The 21,751-nt window shown below is 71.6% G+C and carries 23 protein-coding genes; 13 read left to right on the forward strand and 10 right to left on the reverse strand.

The window, feature by feature from the left end:
- Positions 1 to 58 precede the first annotated feature (58 nt).
- Positions 59 to 526: an NUDIX domain-containing protein gene (locus AB0C21_RS03345; protein WP_500202443.1), complete on the reverse strand. Its 468-nt coding sequence runs from the start codon at positions 524 to 526 to the stop codon at positions 59 to 61.
- Positions 527 to 619: 93 nt separating this feature from the next.
- The gene (locus AB0C21_RS03350; RefSeq protein ID WP_500202444.1) at positions 620 to 982 is read right to left on the reverse strand and encodes a hypothetical protein; all 363 of its coding nucleotides are present in this window, start codon (positions 980 to 982) and stop codon (positions 620 to 622) included.
- A 316-nt stretch (positions 983 to 1,298) separates the two neighbouring features.
- Here AB0C21_RS03350 and AB0C21_RS03355 point away from each other — a divergent pair, with 316 nt between their 5' ends.
- The 3 genes from AB0C21_RS03355 to AB0C21_RS03365 are packed head-to-tail and all read left to right on the forward strand — an operon-like array spanning position 1,299 to position 4,461.
- Positions 1,299 to 2,999: a GMC oxidoreductase gene (locus AB0C21_RS03355; RefSeq protein WP_500202445.1), complete on the forward strand. Its 1,701-nt coding sequence runs from the start codon at positions 1,299 to 1,301 to the stop codon at positions 2,997 to 2,999.
- Between the two features lie 56 nt (positions 3,000 to 3,055).
- Positions 3,056 to 3,418: a PadR family transcriptional regulator gene (locus AB0C21_RS03360; RefSeq protein WP_500202446.1), complete on the forward strand. Its 363-nt coding sequence runs from the start codon at positions 3,056 to 3,058 to the stop codon at positions 3,416 to 3,418.
- Positions 3,415 to 4,461, forward strand: a complete 1,047-nt coding sequence (locus AB0C21_RS03365) for a hypothetical protein (RefSeq protein WP_500202447.1) — start codon at positions 3,415 to 3,417, stop codon at positions 4,459 to 4,461. The genes AB0C21_RS03360 and AB0C21_RS03365 overlap by 4 nt, the downstream gene beginning before the upstream one ends.
- Before the next feature lie 74 nt (positions 4,462 to 4,535).
- On the opposite strand, the gene AB0C21_RS03370 is transcribed toward AB0C21_RS03365, so the two are convergent.
- Both AB0C21_RS03370 and AB0C21_RS03375 read right to left on the reverse strand, forming a co-directional pair.
- On the reverse strand, positions 4,536 to 4,922 hold the full coding sequence (locus tag AB0C21_RS03370; protein WP_500202448.1) for a VOC family protein: 387 nt from the start codon (positions 4,920 to 4,922) through the stop codon (positions 4,536 to 4,538).
- Positions 4,919 to 5,824, reverse strand: a complete 906-nt coding sequence (locus tag AB0C21_RS03375; RefSeq protein WP_500202449.1) for an arsenate reductase/protein-tyrosine-phosphatase family protein — start codon at positions 5,822 to 5,824, stop codon at positions 4,919 to 4,921. The genes AB0C21_RS03370 and AB0C21_RS03375 overlap by 4 nt, the downstream gene beginning before the upstream one ends.
- Before the next feature lie 126 nt (positions 5,825 to 5,950).
- Between AB0C21_RS03375 and AB0C21_RS03380 the strand changes: the two genes are divergently transcribed.
- Entirely contained in the window at positions 5,951 to 7,288 is a 1,338-nt protein-coding gene (locus AB0C21_RS03380; RefSeq protein WP_500202450.1) for an APC family permease, read from the forward strand.
- A gap of 4 nt (positions 7,289 to 7,292) precedes the next feature.
- On the opposite strand, the gene AB0C21_RS03385 is transcribed toward AB0C21_RS03380, so the two are convergent.
- The gene (locus AB0C21_RS03385; RefSeq protein WP_500202451.1) at positions 7,293 to 8,489 is read right to left on the reverse strand and encodes a hypothetical protein; all 1,197 of its coding nucleotides are present in this window, start codon (positions 8,487 to 8,489) and stop codon (positions 7,293 to 7,295) included.
- A gap of 125 nt (positions 8,490 to 8,614) precedes the next feature.
- Here AB0C21_RS03385 and AB0C21_RS03390 point away from each other — a divergent pair, with 125 nt between their 5' ends.
- Together AB0C21_RS03390 and AB0C21_RS03395 are read left to right on the forward strand one after the other, a co-directional pair.
- Entirely contained in the window at positions 8,615 to 9,364 is a 750-nt protein-coding gene (locus AB0C21_RS03390) for an MBL fold metallo-hydrolase (RefSeq protein WP_500202452.1), read from the forward strand.
- 171 nt (positions 9,365 to 9,535) lie between these two features.
- A complete protein-coding gene (locus AB0C21_RS03395; protein ID WP_500202453.1) occupies positions 9,536 to 9,898 on the forward strand; it encodes a VOC family protein in 363 nt (120 codons plus the stop codon).
- A 104-nt stretch (positions 9,899 to 10,002) separates the two neighbouring features.
- Here the strand turns inward: AB0C21_RS03395 and AB0C21_RS03400 are convergent, their stop codons facing one another.
- Positions 10,003 to 10,443 (reverse strand): hypothetical protein, encoded by a 441-nt coding sequence (locus tag AB0C21_RS03400; RefSeq protein ID WP_500202454.1) that lies wholly within the window; start codon positions 10,441 to 10,443, stop codon positions 10,003 to 10,005.
- A 178-nt stretch (positions 10,444 to 10,621) separates the two neighbouring features.
- Complete coding sequence (locus AB0C21_RS03405; RefSeq protein ID WP_500202455.1) at positions 10,622 to 10,816, reverse strand: hypothetical protein; 195 nt, start codon at positions 10,814 to 10,816, stop codon at positions 10,622 to 10,624.
- A gap of 89 nt (positions 10,817 to 10,905) precedes the next feature.
- On the opposite strand from AB0C21_RS03405, the gene AB0C21_RS03410 reads away from it, so the two are divergent.
- Entirely contained in the window at positions 10,906 to 11,655 is a 750-nt protein-coding gene (locus AB0C21_RS03410; RefSeq protein WP_500202456.1) for a response regulator transcription factor, read from the forward strand.
- Positions 11,656 to 11,801: 146 nt separating this feature from the next.
- Here AB0C21_RS03410 and AB0C21_RS03415 read toward each other — a convergent pair whose 3' ends face one another.
- Positions 11,802 to 12,293 carry a MarR family winged helix-turn-helix transcriptional regulator gene (locus AB0C21_RS03415; RefSeq protein ID WP_500202457.1) on the reverse strand — a complete coding sequence of 164 codons (492 nt, stop codon included), beginning with the start codon at positions 12,291 to 12,293 and terminating at the stop codon, positions 11,802 to 11,804.
- 107 nt (positions 12,294 to 12,400) lie between these two features.
- Between AB0C21_RS03415 and AB0C21_RS03420 the strand changes: the two genes are divergently transcribed.
- A complete protein-coding gene (locus AB0C21_RS03420) occupies positions 12,401 to 13,633 on the forward strand; it encodes an amidohydrolase family protein (RefSeq protein ID WP_500202458.1) in 1,233 nt (410 codons plus the stop codon).
- Positions 13,634 to 13,666: 33 nt separating this feature from the next.
- Here AB0C21_RS03420 and AB0C21_RS03425 read toward each other — a convergent pair whose 3' ends face one another.
- Positions 13,667 to 13,999: an ArsR/SmtB family transcription factor gene (locus tag AB0C21_RS03425; protein WP_500202459.1), complete on the reverse strand. Its 333-nt coding sequence runs from the start codon at positions 13,997 to 13,999 to the stop codon at positions 13,667 to 13,669.
- A gap of 124 nt (positions 14,000 to 14,123) precedes the next feature.
- Here AB0C21_RS03425 and AB0C21_RS03430 point away from each other — a divergent pair, with 124 nt between their 5' ends.
- Positions 14,124 to 15,122, forward strand: coding sequence for a zinc-dependent alcohol dehydrogenase family protein (locus tag AB0C21_RS03430; protein WP_500202460.1), 999 nt, complete (start codon positions 14,124 to 14,126; stop codon positions 15,120 to 15,122).
- 75 nt (positions 15,123 to 15,197) lie between these two features.
- Here AB0C21_RS03430 and AB0C21_RS03435 read toward each other — a convergent pair whose 3' ends face one another.
- Positions 15,198 to 16,118 (reverse strand): endonuclease/exonuclease/phosphatase family protein, encoded by a 921-nt coding sequence (locus tag AB0C21_RS03435; protein ID WP_500202461.1) that lies wholly within the window; start codon positions 16,116 to 16,118, stop codon positions 15,198 to 15,200.
- A gap of 234 nt (positions 16,119 to 16,352) precedes the next feature.
- Between AB0C21_RS03435 and AB0C21_RS03440 the strand changes: the two genes are divergently transcribed.
- The 4 genes from AB0C21_RS03440 to AB0C21_RS03455 all read left to right on the forward strand — a co-directional run bounded on the left by AB0C21_RS03440 (position 16,353) and on the right by AB0C21_RS03455 (position 21,109).
- Positions 16,353 to 17,132, forward strand: coding sequence for a GNAT family N-acetyltransferase (locus AB0C21_RS03440; RefSeq protein WP_500202462.1), 780 nt, complete (start codon positions 16,353 to 16,355; stop codon positions 17,130 to 17,132).
- 196 nt (positions 17,133 to 17,328) lie between these two features.
- The gene (locus tag AB0C21_RS03445; protein ID WP_500202463.1) at positions 17,329 to 17,928 is read left to right on the forward strand and encodes an RNA polymerase sigma factor; all 600 of its coding nucleotides are present in this window, start codon (positions 17,329 to 17,331) and stop codon (positions 17,926 to 17,928) included.
- Positions 17,921 to 18,970: a CU044_5270 family protein gene (locus AB0C21_RS03450; RefSeq protein WP_500202464.1), complete on the forward strand. Its 1,050-nt coding sequence runs from the start codon at positions 17,921 to 17,923 to the stop codon at positions 18,968 to 18,970. The genes AB0C21_RS03445 and AB0C21_RS03450 overlap by 8 nt, the downstream gene beginning before the upstream one ends.
- 387 nt (positions 18,971 to 19,357) lie before the next feature.
- Positions 19,358 to 21,109: a hypothetical protein gene (locus AB0C21_RS03455; protein WP_500202465.1), complete on the forward strand. Its 1,752-nt coding sequence runs from the start codon at positions 19,358 to 19,360 to the stop codon at positions 21,107 to 21,109.
- The last annotated feature ends 642 nt before the right edge of the window (positions 21,110 to 21,751 follow it).

The raw sequence follows: 21,751 nt of genomic DNA on the forward strand, positions 1-21,751 counted from the left end.
CCTGCATACTTGGACACAAGTTCTAAAGATGCAAGAAAATTCTAAGCGGTTGAACGTTCTAGATCGGCTCGCCGTGTTCCAGGTAGCGGGTGGTGGCGTCCCGGTGGGCGGCGTGGGCGTGGACGAGGCGGCGGGCTAGGCGCGGGGTGGTCAGGTCGTGGATCCGGGCGATGTCGTGGAAGCGGTAGCCGACCAGTTCGCTCGGGTCGAGGCGGATGGCGTCGAGTTGGCCTGCGGTGAGGGAGCCGCCGTCGAACACGAAGAGGATCTTTTCGCCTTCGGCCTCGCCGGGCGCCCAGTCGGCGACCAGGAGCCGGCCGATCTCCGGGTGGATCCCGAGTTCCTCGGCCACCTCGCGTGCCGCAGCCTGGCGGGGGGTTTCGCCGCGCTCGACGTAGCCGCCGGGGATGTCGCGGTAGTCCTTGTAGGACGGGTCGACCAGGAGGACGCGGTCATGGTCGTCGAAGAACAGGACGCCTGCCGCCGCTCGGGCACGGGCGAAGCTCGCCGACGGGTCCTCGGTCACGGGAGTCGAGCCTAGGAGGTCGAGGTGGCGTCCGTGCCGAGCGGCCGGGGAACGCCACCTGCCAAGCCGTACGAATTAGAACATTGCGTCGCGTCAGGAGGACGGCGTCGGCGCCCCGGCGGACTTCATGCAGGCCATGAGCGCCTTCTGCGTCCGGCCGTCCTGAGGGTCGGGCCGCCAGCCGGTCGTGTCCTTCGGCACCTTCACGCCTTGCTTGCGCATGCAGGCGACGAACGCGTTCACGGCCTTCGGCGGCGCGGACGTCGGCGCCCCCGCCGGGGCCTTCGCCGAGCCGCCCTTGGCCGAGTCGCCCGCGCCGGAGGAGTCGTCGGGGGCCGAGGCCGTGGCATCGGCCTGCGCCGGGGCCGTCGGCTTCGGGTTGCCACCGTCGCCCCCGCACGCGGTGAGGGCCAGCGCCGGGACGAGCAGCAGAGCCGCCAGATGAAGTCGGTTCACAGGGGTCCCTCCAGCGGAATGGGGCCTCGACGATATCGGGCCGCGTGAAGGCCGGGCCACGTTGGGACGGGGCCGCGCGGACGGTCGGCGGCGGGCGCGGGGCGGGCTCGCCGTCCGCCGTGCCGCGCTTTGTCACTCCGGTGACAAACACCGCCGTGAATCGTTGCGATGCGTGCATGGTGCGCGACGCTTCGGAGGGGCACACTCGGCCCCTTCGTTCCCCCCGACGAAGGTGGTGTGCGCCGTGTCCCCTGATGGCGCTGTGTCTCGCGATGACGCTGTGTCCCCTGATGACACTGCGTCCCGTGAGAGCGGGATGTCCGGTGACGGCTACGACTTCGACGTGATCGTGGTGGGCTCGGGGTTCGGCGGCAGCGTGTCGGCCCTGCGGCTGGCCGAGAAGGGCTACCGGGTCGCGGTGATCGAGGCCGGGCGCCGCTTCGACGAGGACACGCTGCCCAAGACGTCATGGCGGCTGCGCAAGTACGTGTGGGCGCCGCGCCTCGGGATGCGCGGGATCCAGCGCGTCCACCTGGTGGGCGGCAAGGCCGGCGTGCTCGTCCTGGCCGGGGCGGGCGTCGGCGGCGGGTCCCTCGTCTACGCCAACACCCTCTACGTCCCGCCGGAGCCGTTCTTCAAGGACCGCCAGTGGGGCCACATCACCGACTGGCAGGACGAGCTCGCGCCGTTCTACGACCAGGCCCGTCGCATGCTCGGCGTCACCGTGAACCCGCTCGTCACACCCGCGGACGAGGCGATGAAGCGCGTCGCGGACCGGATGGGCGTCGGCGACACCTACCATCCGACACCGGTCGGCGTGTTCTTCGGCGAGCGGCCGGGCGAGGACGCCGACGACCCCTACTTCGGCGGCGCCGGGCCCCGCCGGACCACCTGCACCGGCTGCGGCTCCTGCATGATCGGCTGCAGGGTCGGCGCGAAGAACATGCTGACCAAGAACTACCTCTACCTCGCGGAGAAGGCGGGCGTGCGGGTGATACCCGACACGACCGTCACCGCCCTGGCGCCCCTGGAGGCCGGCGGCTACGAGGTGACCACCGAACGCACCGGCCCGGTCCGCAAGCGCCGCCGGACGCTGACCGCCGAGCACGTCGTCCTCGCCGCCGGGACGTACGGGACGCAGCACCTCCTGCACCGGATGCGCGCCGCCGGCCGTCTCCCGCACCTGTCGCCCCGGCTCGGCGAGCTCACCCGCACCAACTCCGAGGCGCTCCTCGGCGTCGAGCGCATGACCGTCTGGCACCGCAAGAAGGACGTCGACCACAGCACCGGCCTCGCCATCACCTCGTCGTTCCATCCCGACGACAGGACCCATATCGAGCCCACCCGCTACGGCGCGGGCAACAACGCCATGGGCGTCATCCGGACCCTGCTGGTCGACGGCGGCGGCGCGCCCCGCTGGCTGAAGTTCCTCGGCCAGGCCGCCCGGCACCCGACCGTCATCCTGCGCGGGCTGTCCCTCAGGGACTGGGCCAAGCGGACCGTCATCGCCCTGGTCATGCAGACCGCCGACAACTCCATCACCATCGGCGAGAAGCGCGGCCGCCTCGGGCGCCGCAGGCTCGTCGCGCGCCAGGGCGACGGCGAGCCCAACCCCACCTGGATCCCCGTCGCCCACAAGGCCGTCCGGATGCTCGCGGAGGAACTCGACGCCACCCCCGGCGGGACGTGGTTCGACCTGTTCAACATCCCGACCACCGCGCACTTCATCGGCGGCTGCGTCATCGGCGAGACGCCCGAGACCGGCGTCGTCGACCCCTACCACCGCGTCCACGGGCATCCGGGCCTGCACATCGTGGACGGTTCGGCGGTCACCGCGAACCTCGGCGTCAACCCGTCCCTCACCATCACCGCCCAGGCCGAACGCGCCATGGCGTTCTGGCCGAACCGGGGGCAGAAGGACCCCCGTCCCGAGCCGGGCCGCCCCTACGAGCGCGTCGACCGCGTCCTGCCCGAGAGCCCCGCCGTCCCGCCCGCCGCCCCCGCCGCGCTCAGGTGACCGGTGCTGATGCGGTGCGCTTGCGAATAGTCAGATGATCGATATATAACGATGGCATGCCCAAATCGATGCAGGAGCCGACGTTCCTGATCCTGACCGCGCTCGCGGACGGCCCGCAGCACGGCTACGGGATCATGTCCGACGTCGAGCAGATCTCCGAAGGGCGGACCAGGCTGCGCGCCGGCACGCTCTACGCGGCGCTGGACCGGCTGCAGGCCGAGGAGCTCATCGCGCCCGACCGGGAAGAGGTCGTGGACGGCCGGCTGCGCCGCTACTACCGGCTCACCGAGGACGGCGCCGCCGCGCTCGCCGCGGAGGTCGAGGCCCTCCAGCAGCGGACGCGGATCGCCGCCCGCCGGCTGGCCGCCTTCCCGAGCCTCCGCGGCGGCACGACCCCGGCCTTCGGGGGGCTCCGGTGAGCGCACTCGAACTCCGCTACCGCCGCCTCCTCGCCTGGTACCCGGCCGGTCACCGCGCCGAGCACGGGGAGGAGATGCTGGACGTGCTGCTGTCCGCGGCCCGGCCGGACCAGACACGGCCGTCCCTCGCCGACGCGGCCGACCTGATCCGCGGCGCGGTCCGGATCCGGCTGCGCCGCGCCGCGGGCGACGCCACCGGGTCGCCGTGGCCGGGAGCGCTCGCCGTCGCCGGATTCATCTCTATGGCCATGCTCCTGGCCGACGGGGTGCGGTTCGCCGTCAACATCCCGGCGACGGGGGCGGCGGTCGACGTTGGGATGGACCGGGGCGGGACCCTGTGGGGCATGCTCCCCGTCGCCTACGGCACCGCGCCGTTCTGGCTGGCCTGGGCGGGTATCGCGGTTCTCGCCTGGCGCGGAGCCCACCGCCACGCAGCCACCACCGCCTGTACGGTGACCGCGGTCCAGGTCCTCCTGGCCATCTGGGCCGCGAACTTCCCGGAAGCCCCCTATGCCTTCGTGGCGTCCTCCGTTGCGGGCATCCCGCTGCCGCTCGCGCTGGTGGCCACCGCGTCGCTCGTCGCGTCCCCCGGCCCTCGGCACGGCGCCCGCCTGCTCGGGCGCGCCCGCGTCGCCGGGGTCGCGGTCATGGCGGGCGTCCTGGTCGCGCTCTCGTCGTCCCCGCTGTTCAGCCTTCTCCTCGAAAGCGAACTCGGCCTACCGAATCGGGAGGCCCCCGAAGCCTTCGTGGTGATGTGGGCCCGCCTCCAGTTCGGGGCCGCCCTGGCCGTCGCCGTACTCGTCTGCGCCGCCCTGTCGAGGTCAGGCCAGGGCCGCCGGGCCTGCGCGCTCCTGGCGATGGCGGGTCTGCCGCTCCTCGAGCGCTTCGGCGAGATCGGGACGCACGGAGTCTTCGCAGAGGACCACACCTTCTCCTACTTCCTGGTGGAGTGCCTGGTCGGTTTCGCCGTGACGATGCTCTGCGTCCGCCTCGTGGAACTCCCGCTCAAGAACAGGACCCCCGGCCGCGCCGGCAAAGCCTGACTCCTCGGGCCCCGCGACCTCCCCAGGCCGCGGGGCCCGCCCATCGGAACCGGGTCGCTCGTTCGGCGGCTTGCCTAGCGGGCGGCGGCGGGCTGGAACAGTTCGATGAGGTTGCCGGCCGGGTCGGTGAGCAGGATCTGGCTTCCGCCCGGGCCGCTGACGACGTCGCCGAGGAACTCGACGCCTTCCGAGCGCAGGCGGGCGATCTCGGCGTCCAGGTCGTCGACGACCAGGTGGATGCGGTTGCGGCCCGCGCCGGCGGCGTCGGCAGGGGTGGCGCGGGCGCCGGAGCTGGTGGGACCGGAGAGCAGCAGCCGCAGCGGTCCGCGCACCACGTCGGCGAAGGCCGGGGCGGCGCTGAAGTTGAGAGTGAATCCCAGGTGAGCGGTGTAGAAGTCGACGGCCGCCTGGACGTCGTCGACGAGGTAGCGGACGCTGGCGTACTGGGCGGGCTCCGTCATGGGTGATCCTCCGAGGCTAGGGCGAGGACGGGCAGCAGGTAGCGGACGCGCGTGTCGATGTCGGCGGCCGCTCGGACGAACGCCGCCTCCTCGGCCTCGCGCCCCGCACCGGCGGGGTCGTTCGGACCGGCCGGGGCGGCTGTGGCGGGGTCTGGGGTGCTCCAGTGGAGCCGGCGCGTGCGATCGCCGAACTCGGGGCAGGCTTCCCGGGCCTTGTCGCACAGGGTGATCACGTGGGCGAACCGGTGGCCGCGCAGGGTGTCCAGATGGCGGGGCCGCTGGTCGGCGATGTCGATGCCGTACCGCTCGCGCAGAACCTCCACCGCGCGGGGATGCAGGGCGGGCTTGGGACGGGTGCCCGCGCTGATCGTGGTCACCCGTCCGGCGGTGTGGTGGCGCAGCAGCGCTTCGGCGATCGGTGAGCGGGCGCTGTTGCCCGTGCAGACGAACAGCACCGCGTGGTGGGTTCGGTCGTCCGGGTCCGCAGGCGGTGCGGCGATCTGGCGCTGCTCCGGATCCGGGGCCGGATGCAAGGCGGGATCAAATGCCGGATCCAGACCCAGGCCCGGATGCAGGCCGGGGTTCAGGGCAGGATCCAAGCCGGGATGCACGGCGGCATGCAGGGCGGGGTTCAGGGCCGGATGGAGGGCGGCGCCGGTTCCGGCGAGGGACTGCGCGCACCTGTCCAGATCGAGGCGGTAGTAGCTGTCGCGTCCGTCGAAGGTGCTGCGGACGGCGGTGACCAGGCCGCCCTCGCGCAGCAGCCGCAGGTGGTAGGACACCAGGTTCTGCGGCGCGTCGACCCGCGCCATGAGTTCACGGACCCGCAGGTCGCCGCCGGCGAGCGCGGTCAGCAGCCCCCAGCGCAGCGGGTGCGCGGCCAGGCGCAGGAACTCCGGCACGGCCTGCCCCGGGGCCGACGGACCGTGATCCGGCTCGCCCCGCCCGCGGGCGGCTTGACTCGGTGACACCACACTCGGGACGATACATCAAACCAGTTTGATGCAATAGCCGCAGGAGGTCCGGCGATGGCGTCTGAACCACGTCCCGGAGGAGCCCAGGAGCCGTCCGGGGCGGCGCCGTCGCCCGGCGGCGGCGGCCTGGCGCGCCGCCTCGGAACCGGGGACGCGGTGCTGATCGGGCTCGGCTCGATGATCGGGGCGGGCGTGTTCGCCGCGTTCGGCCCGGCCGCGCGCGCCGCCGGGACGGGGCTGCTCGTCGGCCTGGTGATCGCCGCGGTCATCGCGTACTGCAACGCGGTCGCCTCCGCGCAGCTGGCGGCGGCCTACCCGACCTCCGGCGGCACCTACATCTACGGCCGCGAGCGACTGGGCCACTGGTGGGGGTTCACCGCCGGGTGGGGGTTCGTGGTCGGCAAGACGGCCTCGTGCGCGGCCATGGCGCTGACCTTCGCGTCCTACGCGGTCCCCGGGCCGTGGTGGGCGCAGCGCGCGGTCGCCGTCGCGGCCGTGGTCTGCCTGGCCGCGCTCAACTACCGCGGGGTGACCAGGACCGCCCTGCTCACCCGCGTGCTCGTCGCCACGAGCCTGACCGCCCTGGCGGTCGTGGTCGCGGGGATCGCGGCGGGCGGGCACGCCGGCACCGGGCGGCTGGGCGGCTGGTCGTCCCTCGGCAGCGGCGGCGCCTACGGCATCCTGCAGGCCGCCGGGCTGCTGTTCTTCGCCTTCGCCGGCTACGCCCGCATCGCCACCATGGGGGAGGAGGTCCGCGACCCGCGCCGCACCATTCCCCGCGCGATCCCCCTCGCCCTGTTCATCGCCGTGGCGGTCTACCTGGTCGTCGGGGTCGCGGCACTGCTGGCCGCCGGGCCCGACCGGCTCGCCGCCTCGACCGCCCCGCTGGCCACCGCCGTCGACGCCGCGGGCGCCGGCGGCCTGGCACCCGTCGTGCGGATCGGTGCGGCACTGGCGGCCCTCGGCGCGCTGCTGGCGCTGATCGCCGGTATCGGACGCACCGCCCTCGCCATGGCCCGCCACCGCGACCTGCCGGAGCGGCTCGCCGCCGTCCACCCCCGCCACCAGGTCCCGCACCACGCCGAGATCGCCGTGGCGGTCGTGGTGAGCGCGCTGGTCGCCACCGCCGACCTGCGCGGAGTGATCGGCTTCTCCTCGTTCGGCGTCCTGGTCTACTACGCCATCGCCAACGCGTCCGCGTTCACCCAGCCCGCGGCCGACCGCCGCTGGCCGCGCCCGCTCAACCTGCTCGGCGCCGCCGGATGCCTCGTCCTGGTGGCCGCGCTGCCCTGGCCCTCGGTGGCGGCCGGAGTGATCATGTTCGCCGTCGGCCTGGCGGGACGGTGGCTCGTCCTGCGCCGCCGCGCCTCCGCCCGGCGACCTGCCGAGTAAGGGGCTACTCCTCGGCGGACGTCTCGTCCGGCTCGTCCTGCGGCTCTGCCACGGCCCGCCGGGTCGCCTGGTGGACGCGCACGGCCAGGATCGCGCGGGCGAACCGTCCGGCCAGCTCCCCGTCCATCAGCTCCGGAACCTGGTCGACGCCGACGAGGCCGCCGGGCTGGACGGTGACCGCCCCGACGTCGCCGACCTGCACGCCGCGGCCGTCGTCGAGGTCCTCCACGGACGGGAGGTCCAGCGCCGCGCGCAGCGTGTCCTGCAACGCCCGCACGGTCGCGGCGTCGCGGTCGATGCGGATCTCGGCGGCGTCCGCGCGCTCCTCGGCCCGGTCGGCGCGCACCCGCTCGGCCTCGATCCGGGCGTCGGCCGTGTCGGCGAGCTTCTCGGCGCGCTCGACCCGCGCGGCCAGCTCGTCGGCCCGCGCGGTCGCGGCGTCGCGCTCCACGGTCAGCCCCGCGACCTCGCCCTGCACGACGCTCAGCTCCGCGCGCAGCCGCCGCTCGGCCTCGGCCGCGGCCTCCAGCTTGGCGCGCAGCTCCACCAGCTCGGCGCGCGAGTCGACCAGCTCGCTCCTGGCCGTGGCCAGCGCCGCCTGGTCGGTGCTCAGCCGCGTGGCCAGGTCGTCGCGCTCGCGCTCGGCCTCGATGCGCGCCTGGTGCTCGGTGCTCCACGCCGCCTCGGCGCGCTTGCGCAGCCCCTCGGCGCTCGCGGCCTCGTTGGCGGACGTGGCACGGGCCTGCTGGTGGGCGCCGGCCTCCTTCCACGCGTTGGCCTCGCTCTCCTGCGCCGCCGTGACGCTGGCCTTGGCGGCGGCGAGTCCCTTGCGGAGTTCCTCCTGCGCCTCGACGGCCTCCTGGCGGGCCGCCTCGGCGCGGGCCTCGGCCTCGCTCGTCAGGATGTCCGCCTGGGCGGCCTCCCGCCGCGCCTCCCGCGCCTCGGCGAACGCCTTCTCCGCGCTGCCGAGCACCTCGTCGACCTCGCCGTCCAGCCGGACGCCGAGCGCGCCCGCGGTCTCGACGAGCTGCGCGACCAGCCCGGACAGCCGCTCCACGTCCTGCCGGAACGCCCGGACCGGCGCGGGATCGGTGCTCGTGGCGCGCTCCACGGGCTCGTCCGCGGCCGCCGGCGCGCCGCCCGGCAACCGGATCGGCGCCGTCAGCACGACGTCGTCCTGGACCTCTTGATCTTCGCGCACCCGAGCATCCTAGTGAACCGCCCTCTTCCGCACCTCCCCCCGCGAATAGCTACGTATCGGTAGGAAAAGCCCAGCCTCGGCGGAGGGGACTCGCGTCCCTCCCGGGCGCTTGCTTCACTGGGGACGTGGGCGACCCGATCACCGTGACGTTCGCCGGGTCCGGCGACGCGTTCGGCAGCGGCGGACGGTGCCAGGCCTGCGTGCACGTCCGCGCCCCGGGCCTGCCGCCCGTCCTGCTGGACTGCGGCGCCACGTCGCTGACCGCGCTCAAACGGCAGGGGCTCGACCCCGGCGAGGTGGCCGCCGTCTTCGTCACCCACCTGCACGGCGACCACTTCGGAGGGCTGCCGTTCCTCGTCCTCGACGGCCAGTTCTCAGGGCGCACCGAGGCGCTGACCGTGGCCGGACCGCCGGGGACCGGACGCCGCCTGGCCGCGGCGATGGAGGTGATGTTCCCGGGCTCGTCGACCGCGCGCCGCCGCTTCGCGGTCGAGGTCGTCGAACTGGCGCCGGGGGAGACCACGACCGTCGCCGGCTTCGGTGTCACGGCGTGGGAGGTCGACCACCCGAGCGGCGCCCCGCCGCTGGCCCTTCGGCTGGACGCCGCCGGACGCGCCATCGCCTGCACGGGCGACACCGCATGGACGGACGCGCTCATCGAGGCTTCGGCGGGCGCCGACCTGCTCATCGCGGAGGCCTACTACCGCGACAAGGCCGTCCCGTACCACCTGCGCCTGGCCGACCTCGCGGCCCACCGCGACCGGCTGACCGCCAGGCGCGTGATCCTGACCCATATGTCGGACGACATGCTGGGCCGCGACGTCCCCTTCGAAATGGCGCACGACGGCCTGGTCATCGAGCTTGGCCGCGTTTGAACAAGCCTTCCGCCCGCAGCCGTCGTCCTGGGACCCGCGCCTGACGGGGGTCCAGGTGCGCAAAGATCTTCAAGCCCTGGGCCTGCCGGTGCGAGCAGGCTGGTCGCAGGCGGGGTGCTGAGGAAGCACTCGGCCGTCTGTTCCAGCCATGTTCGACAGCAGGGGGTCCCTATGTCCGTCCTCAACAAGCTCGGTGCGGTCATCCTCGACTGCGCCGACCCCACAGCGCTGGCCGATTTCTACCGGAAGGCCACCGGGTGGGAGGTCACCTACGGCGACGACGACGTCGTCTACCTCGGCAACGGGTCCGCGCCGCAACTCGCGCTCCAGCGGATCGAGGGCTACCAGCCCCCCGTGTGGCCCGGCCCCGCCAAGCAGGCGCACCTGGACTTCTCCGTCTCGGACGTCGAGACCGCGGTGAAGGATCTCCTCGCCCTCGGCGCGACCCGCCCGGACACCCAGCCCGGCGAAGGCGAATGGACCGTCCTCACCGACCCGGCAGGCCACCCTTTCTGCATCGCCCCCGGCGACTGACCACCCGACGCCCGACCACCGAGCCCGGCCGGCACGAACGACCCACCCGGCCGGGCCCCACACCGGGGCGGACGGCGGGGCCGGCGGAAGGCTCGCTCGCAGGTCTAAAGGTCCGAGCAGATCCGATAGCCGTACACTAACGCCCCCTGCTGGGCTCGCTGTCCGTACTCCTTTGCTCTGGTCATCGACCTGTTGGCCGTTTGCACGTCCTCCTTTTCGAGGAACATTGCGGCCTCTGCCAGTTCGTTGGAGCTCTGTCGCATGTAGGTGATGATCTTTGTCACCTTCCCCCTGTCGCCCTTCGGCGTCGGGATGGCGGCCCAGCGCACGATGAGCTGCCGTTCCACAGGTATGATCTGACGTAAGAACGACGCGTACGCCCGAGAGTCGGCTATGTCCGGCTGGCCGAACCGTGAGATGGCCGCCCTGGCGGCCGCGCATTCTCGGTCCGCCGCCGCGATGTGTTTCGCTTTGGACTGGAAGTCGGCCTCTTTCTGCGCCTGGTCCCACAAGTGCTTTCCGACGGGGGCCAGGAGCGCAACCACCGCGCATGCACCTCCCACAACGGTCCAGAAGCCCGGGGTCCGCCCTCCCGGATTCGTGCCCCCTGTCGTGCCAGGCCTCTGAGGTGGGGCAAAGCTCTGGTACCCGGTTTCCGGGCCCTGCGGATTCATGCGTCTCCCTCCAGAATCGCTCGCGTTCTCCTCGTTCCGAGGGAAGGATTCAAAGCCGCCCGCCCAGGGCGTCGTGGCTGTGCCGCCACGCCCGCGACCAACGGACACGGCTTCGATTCCCACTGCCGTGCCCGGTGGCCCCGCCTTCCTTGATCTCGATCGCGTTGATCGCGATTCCGCGTACCGGCGCGAAGATCACGGATCGGTCCCGGCCTTGAAAGTCCATGTCGATCCAGTCCTCCACTGTCGACAGAACGGACACTTCCAAGTTCTCCCGATCACAAGGCTTCAGGGAATACGCTCTTTTACGTACCGGGAATGCGAGGGGTTGGGATGAGACGCCCTGCGATCACGGCGGCCGAGCTGAGCTATCAGCTGAGCGGGCTCCCCGACCGGCGGACCTATCTCTCCGCCGCCGCGGCATGCCTGCATGCCGCCGTGGGCGGGGACGCGGTCGGGTGGAACGATTTCGATCTTGTCAATGGGGAAGTAGAGCTCTGGGCGGATCCGCCGGATGCCCCCGTCTCGGTGGAAAGACTGGCCGCGGTGGTGGACGACCATCCCTTGGTGGCCCACTTCCTCGACCATCCCGGCGACATGCCCCGCCGCATCAGCGACCTCGTCCCGGACCTCGCCTGGCGTTCACACCGGGTCTACAGCGAATTGTTCGTCCCGATGCAGGCCCGGCACCAGTTGGGCATTGCGGTCGGGGTGCAGCCGCCAAAGGGCGGCAAGGGCTGGGCGATCAATCGGTTCACCAGCGACTTCACTGACCGCGAGGTCGAGGTGACGGCCGCCCTGCAGCCTGCGCTGACCCTGCTAGACCGGGTCTATTCGCTCGCGGCCGACCCACGGGGCACCCCGGAACAGCGGGAGGAGAGTCGGTTGCGCAGTGGGCTGACGGCCCGTGAGCTCGAAATACTGTCCCTCATCGCGGAGGGGCACACCGCCCGGCAGGTCGCGAGGCTGTGTCGCATCAGCGTCCGAACTGTCGGCAAACACCTTGAGCACGTGTACCAGAAGCTGGAATGCCGCGGCCGCGTGCTCGCCGTCAACGAGGCGCGCCGCCGCGGTCTTCTCTGACCCCGCTCTTCAAGCCTCTGCCTCCATCGGCGACCCCGCGCAGCCTCTCGACGAACCCCAGGATGGAAGTCAGCACGGCGATTCGCCCCGCCTGACGTGGCAAAGCGGTTCGGGGAAGGCGGTCCGCTCACACTGTTGCGGGGCGGTCAGTCGTCGGGGTCGGTGTTCGTGTTCTGGTCTCGGTGGCGCTGGTGGGCGGACCAGGTGGTGGCGTCCTGGCTGTAGCGGATCAGGGAGCGGGCGAACTGGACGCGCTCGGCCGGTTCCCAGTGCGCGGTGATGGCCTCGAAGGTCTCGCGTTGTTCGGAGGCGAAGCGTCGGCGTTCGGCTTCTCCGGCGTCCGTGAGTTCCAGGACGGTGCGCCGGCTGTCGGCCTGGGACGCGGTCCTCCGCAGGATCCCGTCGGCGATGCAGGCGGCGACGGTGCGGCTGGCGACGGGCTGGGTGACTCCCATCTCGGCGGCGAGTCCGCCGACCGTCATCTCCCCGGCCGCGTTCGCGACCACGTTCAGGACCAGGTTGCGCGTGAGGTCGGCCCGCCCGCCGGAGGTGCGCCGCCGCAGCTGCGACAGCGCCGGCCCGACCTGATCGAGAAGCTCGCCGTCGTCGGTCCCTGGAGCCGGAGGGGAGTCGGTCATGCACCCATCCTAGCGAGTTGCAGTCGGCATGCATATGCATGACGCTATGCATTTGCATAGCAAGTGCTATACATTGAGGTGATCGTACTCCAGGAGTGAGGTAAGCCGTGACCGCAGCCCTGACCGCTATCACCGGTGCCCAGGTCTTCGATGGCGAGAAGGCGCTGGGCGTGACCACCGTGCTCGTCGAGGACGGGCGCATCACCCGCCTCGGAGGCGACCCTCCCGCGGGGGCCGAGATCGTCGACGGCGGCGGGGCGACGCTCCTGCCGGGCCTGATCGACGCCCACGTCCACACCAACCGGGAGGCGCTGGCCCTGGCGCTGCGGTTCGGCGTGACGACCGAGTTGGAGATGCAGGGCCTCCACACGCGCGACGACCGAGGCCACATCAGCGAGGACGACACCGTCGCCGATGTGCGTTCCTCCGGGTTCGGCATCACGCCGCCGGGCGGCCACCCCAGCGAGCTGTTCCCGGAAGGCTTCCGCCCCGGACCGCCTCCAGGGGCGAAGCCGACCGGGCGGCCTCCGCTCATGCCGTTCTCCACGACCCCCGAGGAAGCCGTCGCGTTCATCCCGCAGCTGATCGAACGCGGCTCGGACTACATCAAGTTCATGGTCGACGACGGCAGCGTGGAAGGGCACCCCGGCCTGCCGATGCTCGACCAGGCCACCTTGGACGCCGGCGTGGCCGAGGCCAAGAGGTGCGGCATGCTCACGATCGCCCACACCCTGACCGTGGACGCCACCCGCATGGCCGTCGAGGCGGGCATCGACGGCCTGGCTCACCTGTTCATGGACCGGCCTCACACCGAGGAGGTCATCGACCTGGTCAAGGACGCGGGAGTGTTCGTCGTCCCCTGCGTCGTCCTGAACGCCTCCATGATGGGGATCACCGGCGGCGACCTCGCCGACGATCCCCGTGTCGCCTCACGCCTGGACGCCGACTGGGACAAGACGCTGCGCTCCAGCTACGGCCACTACCCCCAGGGCAAGATCGAAGACGTCCTCGCCACCGTCCGGGCCCTCAGCGACGCGGGCGTGGACCTGCTGGCCGGTACAGATGCCGCCGTTCCGCTGCCCTTCCTGGGCGGGCTCGCACACGGCGCGAGCCTCCACCACGAGTTGCAGTACCTGGTCTGTGCCGGGCTCAGCCCCGTCCAGGCTCTGTGCGCGGCCACCTCTGTCCCCGCCCGCCGTTTCGGCCTCGATGACCGCGGACGCATCGTCGAGGGGCTACGCGCCGACCTCCTTCTCGTCGACGGCGATCCCACCACCACGATCTCCGACACCCTCAACACCCGAGCCGTCTGGCGCCGAGGCGCCCGCCTCGCGGCCTGACTTCCTCACCGCCTCCGGTTCCGCGCGGCGGGGTCAGGCGGGCTGGGGGGACCTGCGGTCGGCGGTGACTATGGCGTCCAGCAGACCCGGGAAGACCTCGTTGATCTCGTCGCGCCGGAGGGCGTTCATGCGCGAGGTGCCGACGTAGTACTGCCGGATGAGCCCGGCCTCGCGCAGGATCCGGAAGTGGTGCGTGGCCGTGGAGTTGCTCACGGTCAGGTCGAACGCGCCGCAGCGGATGTCGGTGGACGCCTCGCAGAGCTTCGTGACGATGCTCCGCCTCACCGGATCGACCAGGGCTTCGAGAACCTGCTGCAACGGGATCGTCCGGACGTCGGGGTGCGTCGGGGTGCGGTCGGCCTCCATGGAGCCCATAGTACGACGAACATCGAATTTGGCGGGCATCGAACTTCGACTGCCATCAAAGTTTGACAGGAATCGTACTTACGGGTTTGAGTAGGCCCACCTGCTACGAGGAAGGGCCCACACGATGGCCATGACGGTGATGTTCCACGAGCTCGGCGGACCCGGGGTGATGAGGCTTGAGGACGTCGAGGTCGGCGAGCCCGGCCCGGGGGAGCTGCGGCTGCGCGTTGAGGCGATCGGCCTCAACAGGGCCGAGGTGCTGTTCCGGACCGGCCACTACATCGAGCCGGTGAAGGCGTTCCCGGCCAGGCTCGGCACCGAGGCCGCGGGCGTGGTGGAGGCGGTCGGCGAGGGCGTCACCGGTTTCCGGCCAGGGGACCTGGTCAGCACGGTGCCGGGGTTCTCGCAGAACGAGTACGGCGTCTACGCCGAGCAGGCGATCGTGCCCGCCGCGGCCGTGCTGCACCGTCCCGAGGGCCTCGGCGCGGTAGAAGGCGCCGCGGTGTGGATGCCGTACCTGACGGCCTATGGGGCGCTTGTCGAGGTCGGCGGCATGCGGCCCGGCGACACGGTCGTGCTGAACGCGGCCTCCAGCAGCGTCGGGCTCGCCGCCGTCCATGTCGCCGACCGCGTCGGGGCGACCCCGATCGCCCTGACCCGCACGGCCGCGAAGAAGGAGGCGCTGCTCAAGGAGGGCGCGGCCGAGGTGATCGTCACCGAGTCGGACGACGTGGCCGGACGGGTGCTCGCGGCGACCGGCGGCCGGGGCGCCGAGTTCGTCTTCGACGCGGTCGCGGGCCCCGGCGTGACGGACCTGGCCCGCCTGGTCGCACCCGGCGGGACGCTCCTGGTCTACGGGGCGCTGAGCGGCGAGCCGACCCCCTATCCGGGCATCGACCTCGGCATGCCGGCGCTGAACATGCGCACCTACACGATGCTGGAGACGGCCAAGGACCCCGAGCGCCTCCGCCGCGCCGCCGCCTTCGTGACCTCCGGCCTGCGCTCGGGCGCGTTCCGTCCCGTCATCGACCGCACCTTCCCCCTGTCCGAGGTGGCCGAGGCACATCGCCACCTGGAGTCGAACACCCAGATCGGCAAGATCGTCGTCACCGTCCCCCGCTGAGCCGCCGCTCGCCAAGCCGCTCGACCGCATCGTCCGGGCCGTCCTGCGTCCTTGGCCGCCCACCCCCGCTCGGCTTCACGGCGCGGGAGAAGGCGTCAGTGCGACCTGGGCGGCGACCGGCAGGTGGTCGCTGCCGGTGGCGGGCAGGGTGCGGACGTGGGTCACGGTCGCCGAACGCGCCATGACCTGGTCGATCCTGGCCAGCGGAAAGGCCGCGGGGAAGCTGAAGGCCAGGCCCCGCTCCGCCACGTTCATCCGCGTGGTGAGCGGAGCCAGCCCACGATCGTCGACGGTGCCGTTGAGATCTCCCAGGAGGACCACGGTTTTCAGTTCCTCGGCGGCGACGGCCTTGCCCAGCCGGGTGGCGCTCTCGTCGCGCCAGGAGGAGGCTAGGCCGCTCGGCCGGACGCGAACCGAGGGGAGGTGTGCGACGTACGCGGCGATCTCGCCGTGCGGCGTGCGCACCGTGGCCCGCAACCCCCGGCTCCAGCCCTCCGTGATCCCCTCGGGTTTGATGTCCAGCGACCGGCTGTCGGCCAGCGGATGCTTCGACCACAGTCCGACGGTGCCCTGGACCGAGTGGTACGGGAGGGCTGAGGCGAAGGTCTTCTCGTAGACGGGCAGTGCCGAAGGCGTCAGTTCCTCCAATGCGACGAGATCGGGTGCCGCGGCGATCAGCGCGCGGCCCGTGGCCGCCGGGTCAGAGTTCTCGTCGCTGACGTTGTGCTGGACGACGACCAGGGCACGAGAGCCGGGATCGGCCCCCGGCAGCAGCAGGCCGCCGAAAAGGTACGCCCACGCCGCTGTCGGCAAGAGCAGGGCCACCAGTGCGGTGGCCGAACGGCGCAGCAGCGCCAAGCCGAACAGCACCACGGCCACCAGCCCCAGCCAGGGCAGGAATGTCTCCAGAAGGCTGCCCGGCCGGCCGATCGAGTTGGGCACCGCCCGATGGAACGCCAGCAGCCCGGCGGTCCCTGCCGCGAGCGCGGCGAGCATCCGGCCCCTCGTCCAAGCCGTTCCGCGCCTCGCCCTCCCGCTCTTGTCCTCGCCCGGAGCCCGCTCTCTCCCGCGCCGTGCCCACAAGGACATGGCCGCCCTCGCCGTCGACGCCGCGACGCCGTCCACCCGGGCTTGCTTCACCATGGCCCCCTATCGCAATGCCCCCGGCCCTCCACCACCGGGCCTACCGGCAAAGACGCGCGTCCCCCGGTGTCGGTTTAGGCTCGCCTGATGCAAGTCCGCTCTCTCGCTTATCGCACGGATCTACTGCTTCGCCGGCTGGCCGGCTCCGTCATCATCGATCACCCGTCCCACCTGGTGGTCCGGACGCCCGCCAACCCGAACTTCTGGTGGGGCAACTTCGTGCTCGTCTCCCCCCGCATGCTCCCGGATGCTCCCGGCCTGTTCGTCGCGGAGTTCCCTGAGGCAGCCCATCTGGCGATCGGTGTTGACGGGACCGAGGGAGAGACGGTCCCGCGCGCAGGATGGGAGCGGCTCGGGATCACTGTCGAGACCGACGCGGTCCTCACCGCCTCCTCACTCCTGCGCCCCGCACGCCCGGTGCGAGCCGAGCTGCGGACGCTGACCGCGGACGACTGGGATCAGGCGGCGCGGCTGCGGCACGCGTGCGACGAGTCGGAGGCGTCGGCGGAGAACAAGGCGTTCCTGGCGGCGAAACTCGCCGAGGAGCGGCGGCTGTGCGAGGCGGGCGACGCCACCTGGTTCGGCGCGTTCGTGGACGGCGAGATGCGCGCGGGCCTCGGCGTCTTCCTCGACGGTCAAGGGCTCGCCCGCTACCAGCACGTCGAGACCCATCCCGCCTTCCGCCGACGCGGCCTGGCCTCCGCACTCGTCCACTTCGCCGGAGTGGAGGCCATGAGCAGAGGGGCCGAAACGCTGGTGATCGTCGCCGATCCGGAAGCCGAGGCGATCCGGATCTACCGTTCGCTCGGCTTCACCGAGACCGAACGCCAGGTCAGGCTTCAACGGCCTCCCGGAGCCGCGGGGTAGCCCGGACGGCTCGGTGCGAGCGGGTTCGCCGTTCGCCGCGCCAGGTGCGTCCATCACGCGGTCGGGATCAGCCTCTCCACGCGCTGATCACACTGCGGCGTCCTCGCCCTCATACGGGGCTCCGCACGCGGGCGGGAACCGGATGCGGTCCGCTCGGCAACAACGGGTGTCCCGATCCGAAGCCGAGAGGCCGTGTATGAGCACTGCGAGTGAAGAGGACGCCGACGATGCCTCGGTCGTCGAGCGGTCCCGCCGGGAGCCCGAGGCGTTCGCCGAGGTGTTCCGCCGGTACGCACCGGACATCAAGCGGTACGTGATCCGCCGGCTGGGCGCCGACGCCGCCGAAGACGTGGTGGCCGAGACGTTCCTGGCGGCGTTCCGGCAGCGCGAACGGTACGACCTGTCCCGCCCCAACGCACGGCCCTGGTTGTACGGGATCGCCACCAATCTGATGGGCCGGCACGTCCGGGCGGAGGTCCGGCAGCTGCGCGTCCTGGAGCGGATGGGCACCGACCCGGTGATGGAGCCGTTCACGGAGCGCAGTGACGAGCGGCTCAGTGCGGGGGCTTCCGGCAGGGCGCTGGCGAGTGCGCTGGCCGCGCTGCCGAGAGGACACCGCGACGCGCTGCTGCTGGTCGCCTGGGGCGATCTCAGCTACGCGGAGGCCGCGCAGGCGCTGAACGTGCGCGTCGGGACGGTGCGGTCGCGCATCAACCGGGCCAAGCACAGGCTGCGCAGGCACCTCGGTGCGACCGATCCCGTGATCTACGTCAGTGAGGAACCCGTCCATGAATGAGATGACCGAGCTTGAGCGGTTCCGCTCGGATGTCCCCGAGCTCGACCTGACCGACGTGCGGGCCGAGGAGCGCAGGCTGCTGAGCGTCATGCGGGACGCGACCCCGAACCCGGGGCGTTCCACCGGACAGCGTGCTCTCGGCCTCCCTCGCCGGGCCGTGCGGCTGCGGATCGGTCTGGCGGCGGGGCTGGGCGTCGCCGCCGCCGCTGCCGGGGTCATCGCGGTCGACACAGGCGAGGAGCCGGTCACCCCGCCGGCCGTCCACACGATGCCGGTGGCGTCGGTGCAGGTGCTCAAGCAGGCCGCCGACCGCGCGGCCAAGTCCCCGGAGCTGCACCCCCGACCCGGCCAGTTCCTGGTCTTCGAGTCGCAGACCATGGACACGGTCGAGAGTGAGTCCGACGGTCGGCAGGTCCGGTACCTGGGGCGGGAGAGACGAAAGATCTGGCTGCCCGTGGACGGCGACGCCACACACGGCGTCCTGTGGGAAAGGCAGCTGGAGCCCAAGCCGTGGCCGGGTTGGCCCATCCCTGCCGAGGCCCGCCAGGCCGTGGGACGCAGCTCGATGTCCAAGGCCGCCGACTTCGACGACCGCGCCGAGAATCTGCGCAACGACTACGTCCACCTGAGCCGCCTGCCGGCCGATCCGGCCAAGATGTACCAGCACCTGTACATGGGTCTGGGCACCGGCCCTCGCGCCGACGCCGACGCGTGGCAGAACGTCGGCAGCATGCTCACCGAGGCCTACATGCCCCGCGCGCAGCGGGCCGCGCTGTTCCGGGCGGCGGCGGCCATCCACGGCGTCACCACCGTCGGCCGCGCGGTGGACGCGGCAGGCAGGACCGGCATCGCCGTCACGCTGAACCCGCTCGGTGGGGGTGTCCGCGAGGAGTACATCTTCGACGACAAGACCTATGAGTACCTCGGCAGGCGCAGCGTCGTCACCGACGCCACGAAGGCGCAGGCGCCGGTCGGAAGCGTGCTGACCAACTCTGCCCAGCTGAAGGTCTCCATCGCCGACCACCCCCCGGCGGTGACCTGAGCCCCCGGCGCATCCGGAACGGGTGGCCCGCCCCGCACCCGTGGTGGCGTCGCGAAGGGGGAGGGGCCGCGGACACGGCGAGTGCGGAGAGCGGCCAGTGGCCATCACCGTTCGCGCCGCTCCCGATGGTGAGCCTCGCTGTGAGCGACTGCATGCAAAACATTCACCGGCGATGTGGACCGTCCGTCGCGAGATGGCAAAGCCGTCTCGGTCGTGGCGGTCGGAGTCCAGCGGATCTTCTGTTTTCAGTACGTGTCCGGTGATCAGGGGGGCTCCTTCAGGCCCTCATGATCGGCGGCTGCGGATAATCGTCGGAGGCATCAAGGGGCGGTGGGGGTGGCGCCGGGCGGGAGAATTCGGCGCCTGGATGGGGGACGGGCGGGCAGCATGGGTTTGCTTGAAACGGTGAGACCGCGCCAGCGCGGGTGGGGACCGGCGTCGACGATCCGCAAGGGCGGGCGCCGGGCCGGTCCCTGGTGGCCGGTGCTGTTCGCGGGCGGTTGGACGATGCAGTTCGTTGTCCGGCTGGTGTTCATCCCGTTGCACCGGATGCCCGTCCTCGTTCCGGACGAGACCGGTTACCTCCGGGCCGCTCGCCTGCTGGCGGGCGGTGATCGAGGCGACCTGTCGGGCCGCACCTTCTATGAGGGCGGATACCCGCTGCTGATCAGCCTGGCGTTCCATGTGAGCGAGGACCCGGCGACGGCCTACCGGCTTGTGCTGGTCATCAATGCCCTGATCGGTGCGTTCCTCTTCGTGCTCGCCTATGTGGCGTTGAGGCGGCTGGAGTTGCCGCGTGGTTCGGCGTATGCGGTTGCGATGGCGACCGGTTTCCTGCCGTCCGCCATCTACTACGGGCAGTTCGCCCTGACTGATGCGGTCCTGCCGGTGGTCGTGCTCGGCTGGCTCCTCTGCATCCATTCCTGGATGTCGCGGGGCGGAATGGAGCAGGGCATGGCGGCCGCGGCGCTGGCCGCCTACACCGCCAGTGTTCACGTCCGCGGTGACGTCATCGTGCTGGTGCACGCGGGGCTGCTCGTGGCCGTGTTCGTGCGCCGCTGGGCGGCCAGGCGCGATGTCGTCGTCGCGGCAGGTGTTCTGGCGCTGGGCGTTGCCACGGGCGCTCTGCTGAACAAGCTGCTCCAGTTGCAGATCTATCCCGGTGGTCCCATGCATCTGGACGGCTTCCTCGTCCAGCGGCTGACCAGCCTGGACGGCTGGGGCTGGGCCCTGGGTCTCACGGCGGGGAAGATCTGGTACCTCATCGTGTCCACGTGGGGAGTGGCAGGTGCGGGCCTTGCGGCCGCCGGCTTTGTCGCGGTGCGCCGGGGGGCGGGGCGGGCGCTGCGGGTGTCGGCTTTGGTCGTCTTGGCGGCGACGGCGGGGATCGCCTTCGCGTCCTCTGCCGCTGTGCCGGACGAGGGGACGGTCGCGAACTTCGCCTACGGCCGCTATCTGGCCTGCCTCGCACCGGTCCTGTTCCTGGCGGGCGCCGCCGTGGCGTTGTGCGGACGTCGCAGGGACGTCCAGCGCGCCGCCGCCGTCACGGTCATGGTGACGCTGCTGTGCGCTGTCGTGGTGATGCAGCACGCCGGTCAGCGCTTGTACACCGACTTCTTCGGGGTGTTCGACTTCCCTGAGATGAGCGTGGTGACGTGGAGCTGGGATGCTCTGAAGCCAGGATGGGCGACGTTCATGGTGTTCCCGGGGGCGGCGTTTCTCATCCTGCTGAAGAACCGCCGGGTGGCCTCGGCGGCGCTCGTTCTCGTCGTCGCCCTGAATATCGCGGTCGTCGCCGCGGTCACCGTTCGGGGTACGCGGTACTGGGGCCACAGGCTCGACTCCGCCACCAGCCTGGCCGTGGCGGGACTCACCGCGCGTGACGTGGTGGCGTTGGACTACAACGGCATGCCCTGGCGCGTCTGGGTGTCGCAGACATTCCAGGTGCGGACGCATCTGAGACCGCTGGACCGTTTCGACCCGGCGACCCTGCCCTCGGATGCCACGCTCGCCGTCGTCCCCTGGAACCCTAGGGTGTCCCCGCTGAAGAGCTGGCCGGCCGCACCCGCGAACTTCAGATTCGTCACGTCCCGCTGGACCTACACGGGTGCCTGGGCCGTCTGGCGCCGCACGCGCTGACCCCTGGCCTATGGTCACATAAGGGTAATTCGGATTTTTCTGGCCAATCTTAAACTTCTATCGCGCCTTGTTGTTGAATGATTTCGTTGGCCATGTGCTGACTTGAATGCCTTGTGGGCATGCGCTTCTTGCCGCTCGAGCGGTGTCGATGATAACAAATCCGCACAATTCGCAGAAGAGGTAAGAAGTTGGCCTACTACAGAAAACGGCCAGAGTGGCGAACATCCCCGAAGGGGCGTGCCTGGCTGGTCGCGGTGGCGACCGCCGGCGGGCTCACCGTGATGTCAGGGGCCGCACTGGCCACCGCAGCCCAAGCCGCGCCCGCGCCGGCACTCCAGAGAGACGGTGCCCCCGGCGGCCACGGCGGCTGCCATCCGGGGTCGTGCGGTGAGGACCACGGCGGATGCAAGCCGAAGTGCCCGACGGGCCCGACCGGCCCCACTGGCCCGCGAGGGGAGAAAGGGGACACCGGCCCCACGGGCCCGACCGGCCCCGGTGGAGCCGGCTCCACCGGGCCGACGGGCCCGTCCGGCGCTACCGGCCCGTCCGGCGCTACCGGCCCGTCCGGCGCTACCGGCCCGTCCGGTGCGACCGGTGCGACCGGCCCGTCCGGCCCGTCCGGCCCGTCCGGCGCGGTCGGCG

The organism is Spirillospora sp. NPDC049024, from assembly GCF_040649235.1.
In the GTDB taxonomy this organism is placed as follows: Bacteria; Actinomycetota; Actinomycetes; order Streptosporangiales; family Streptosporangiaceae; genus Spirillospora.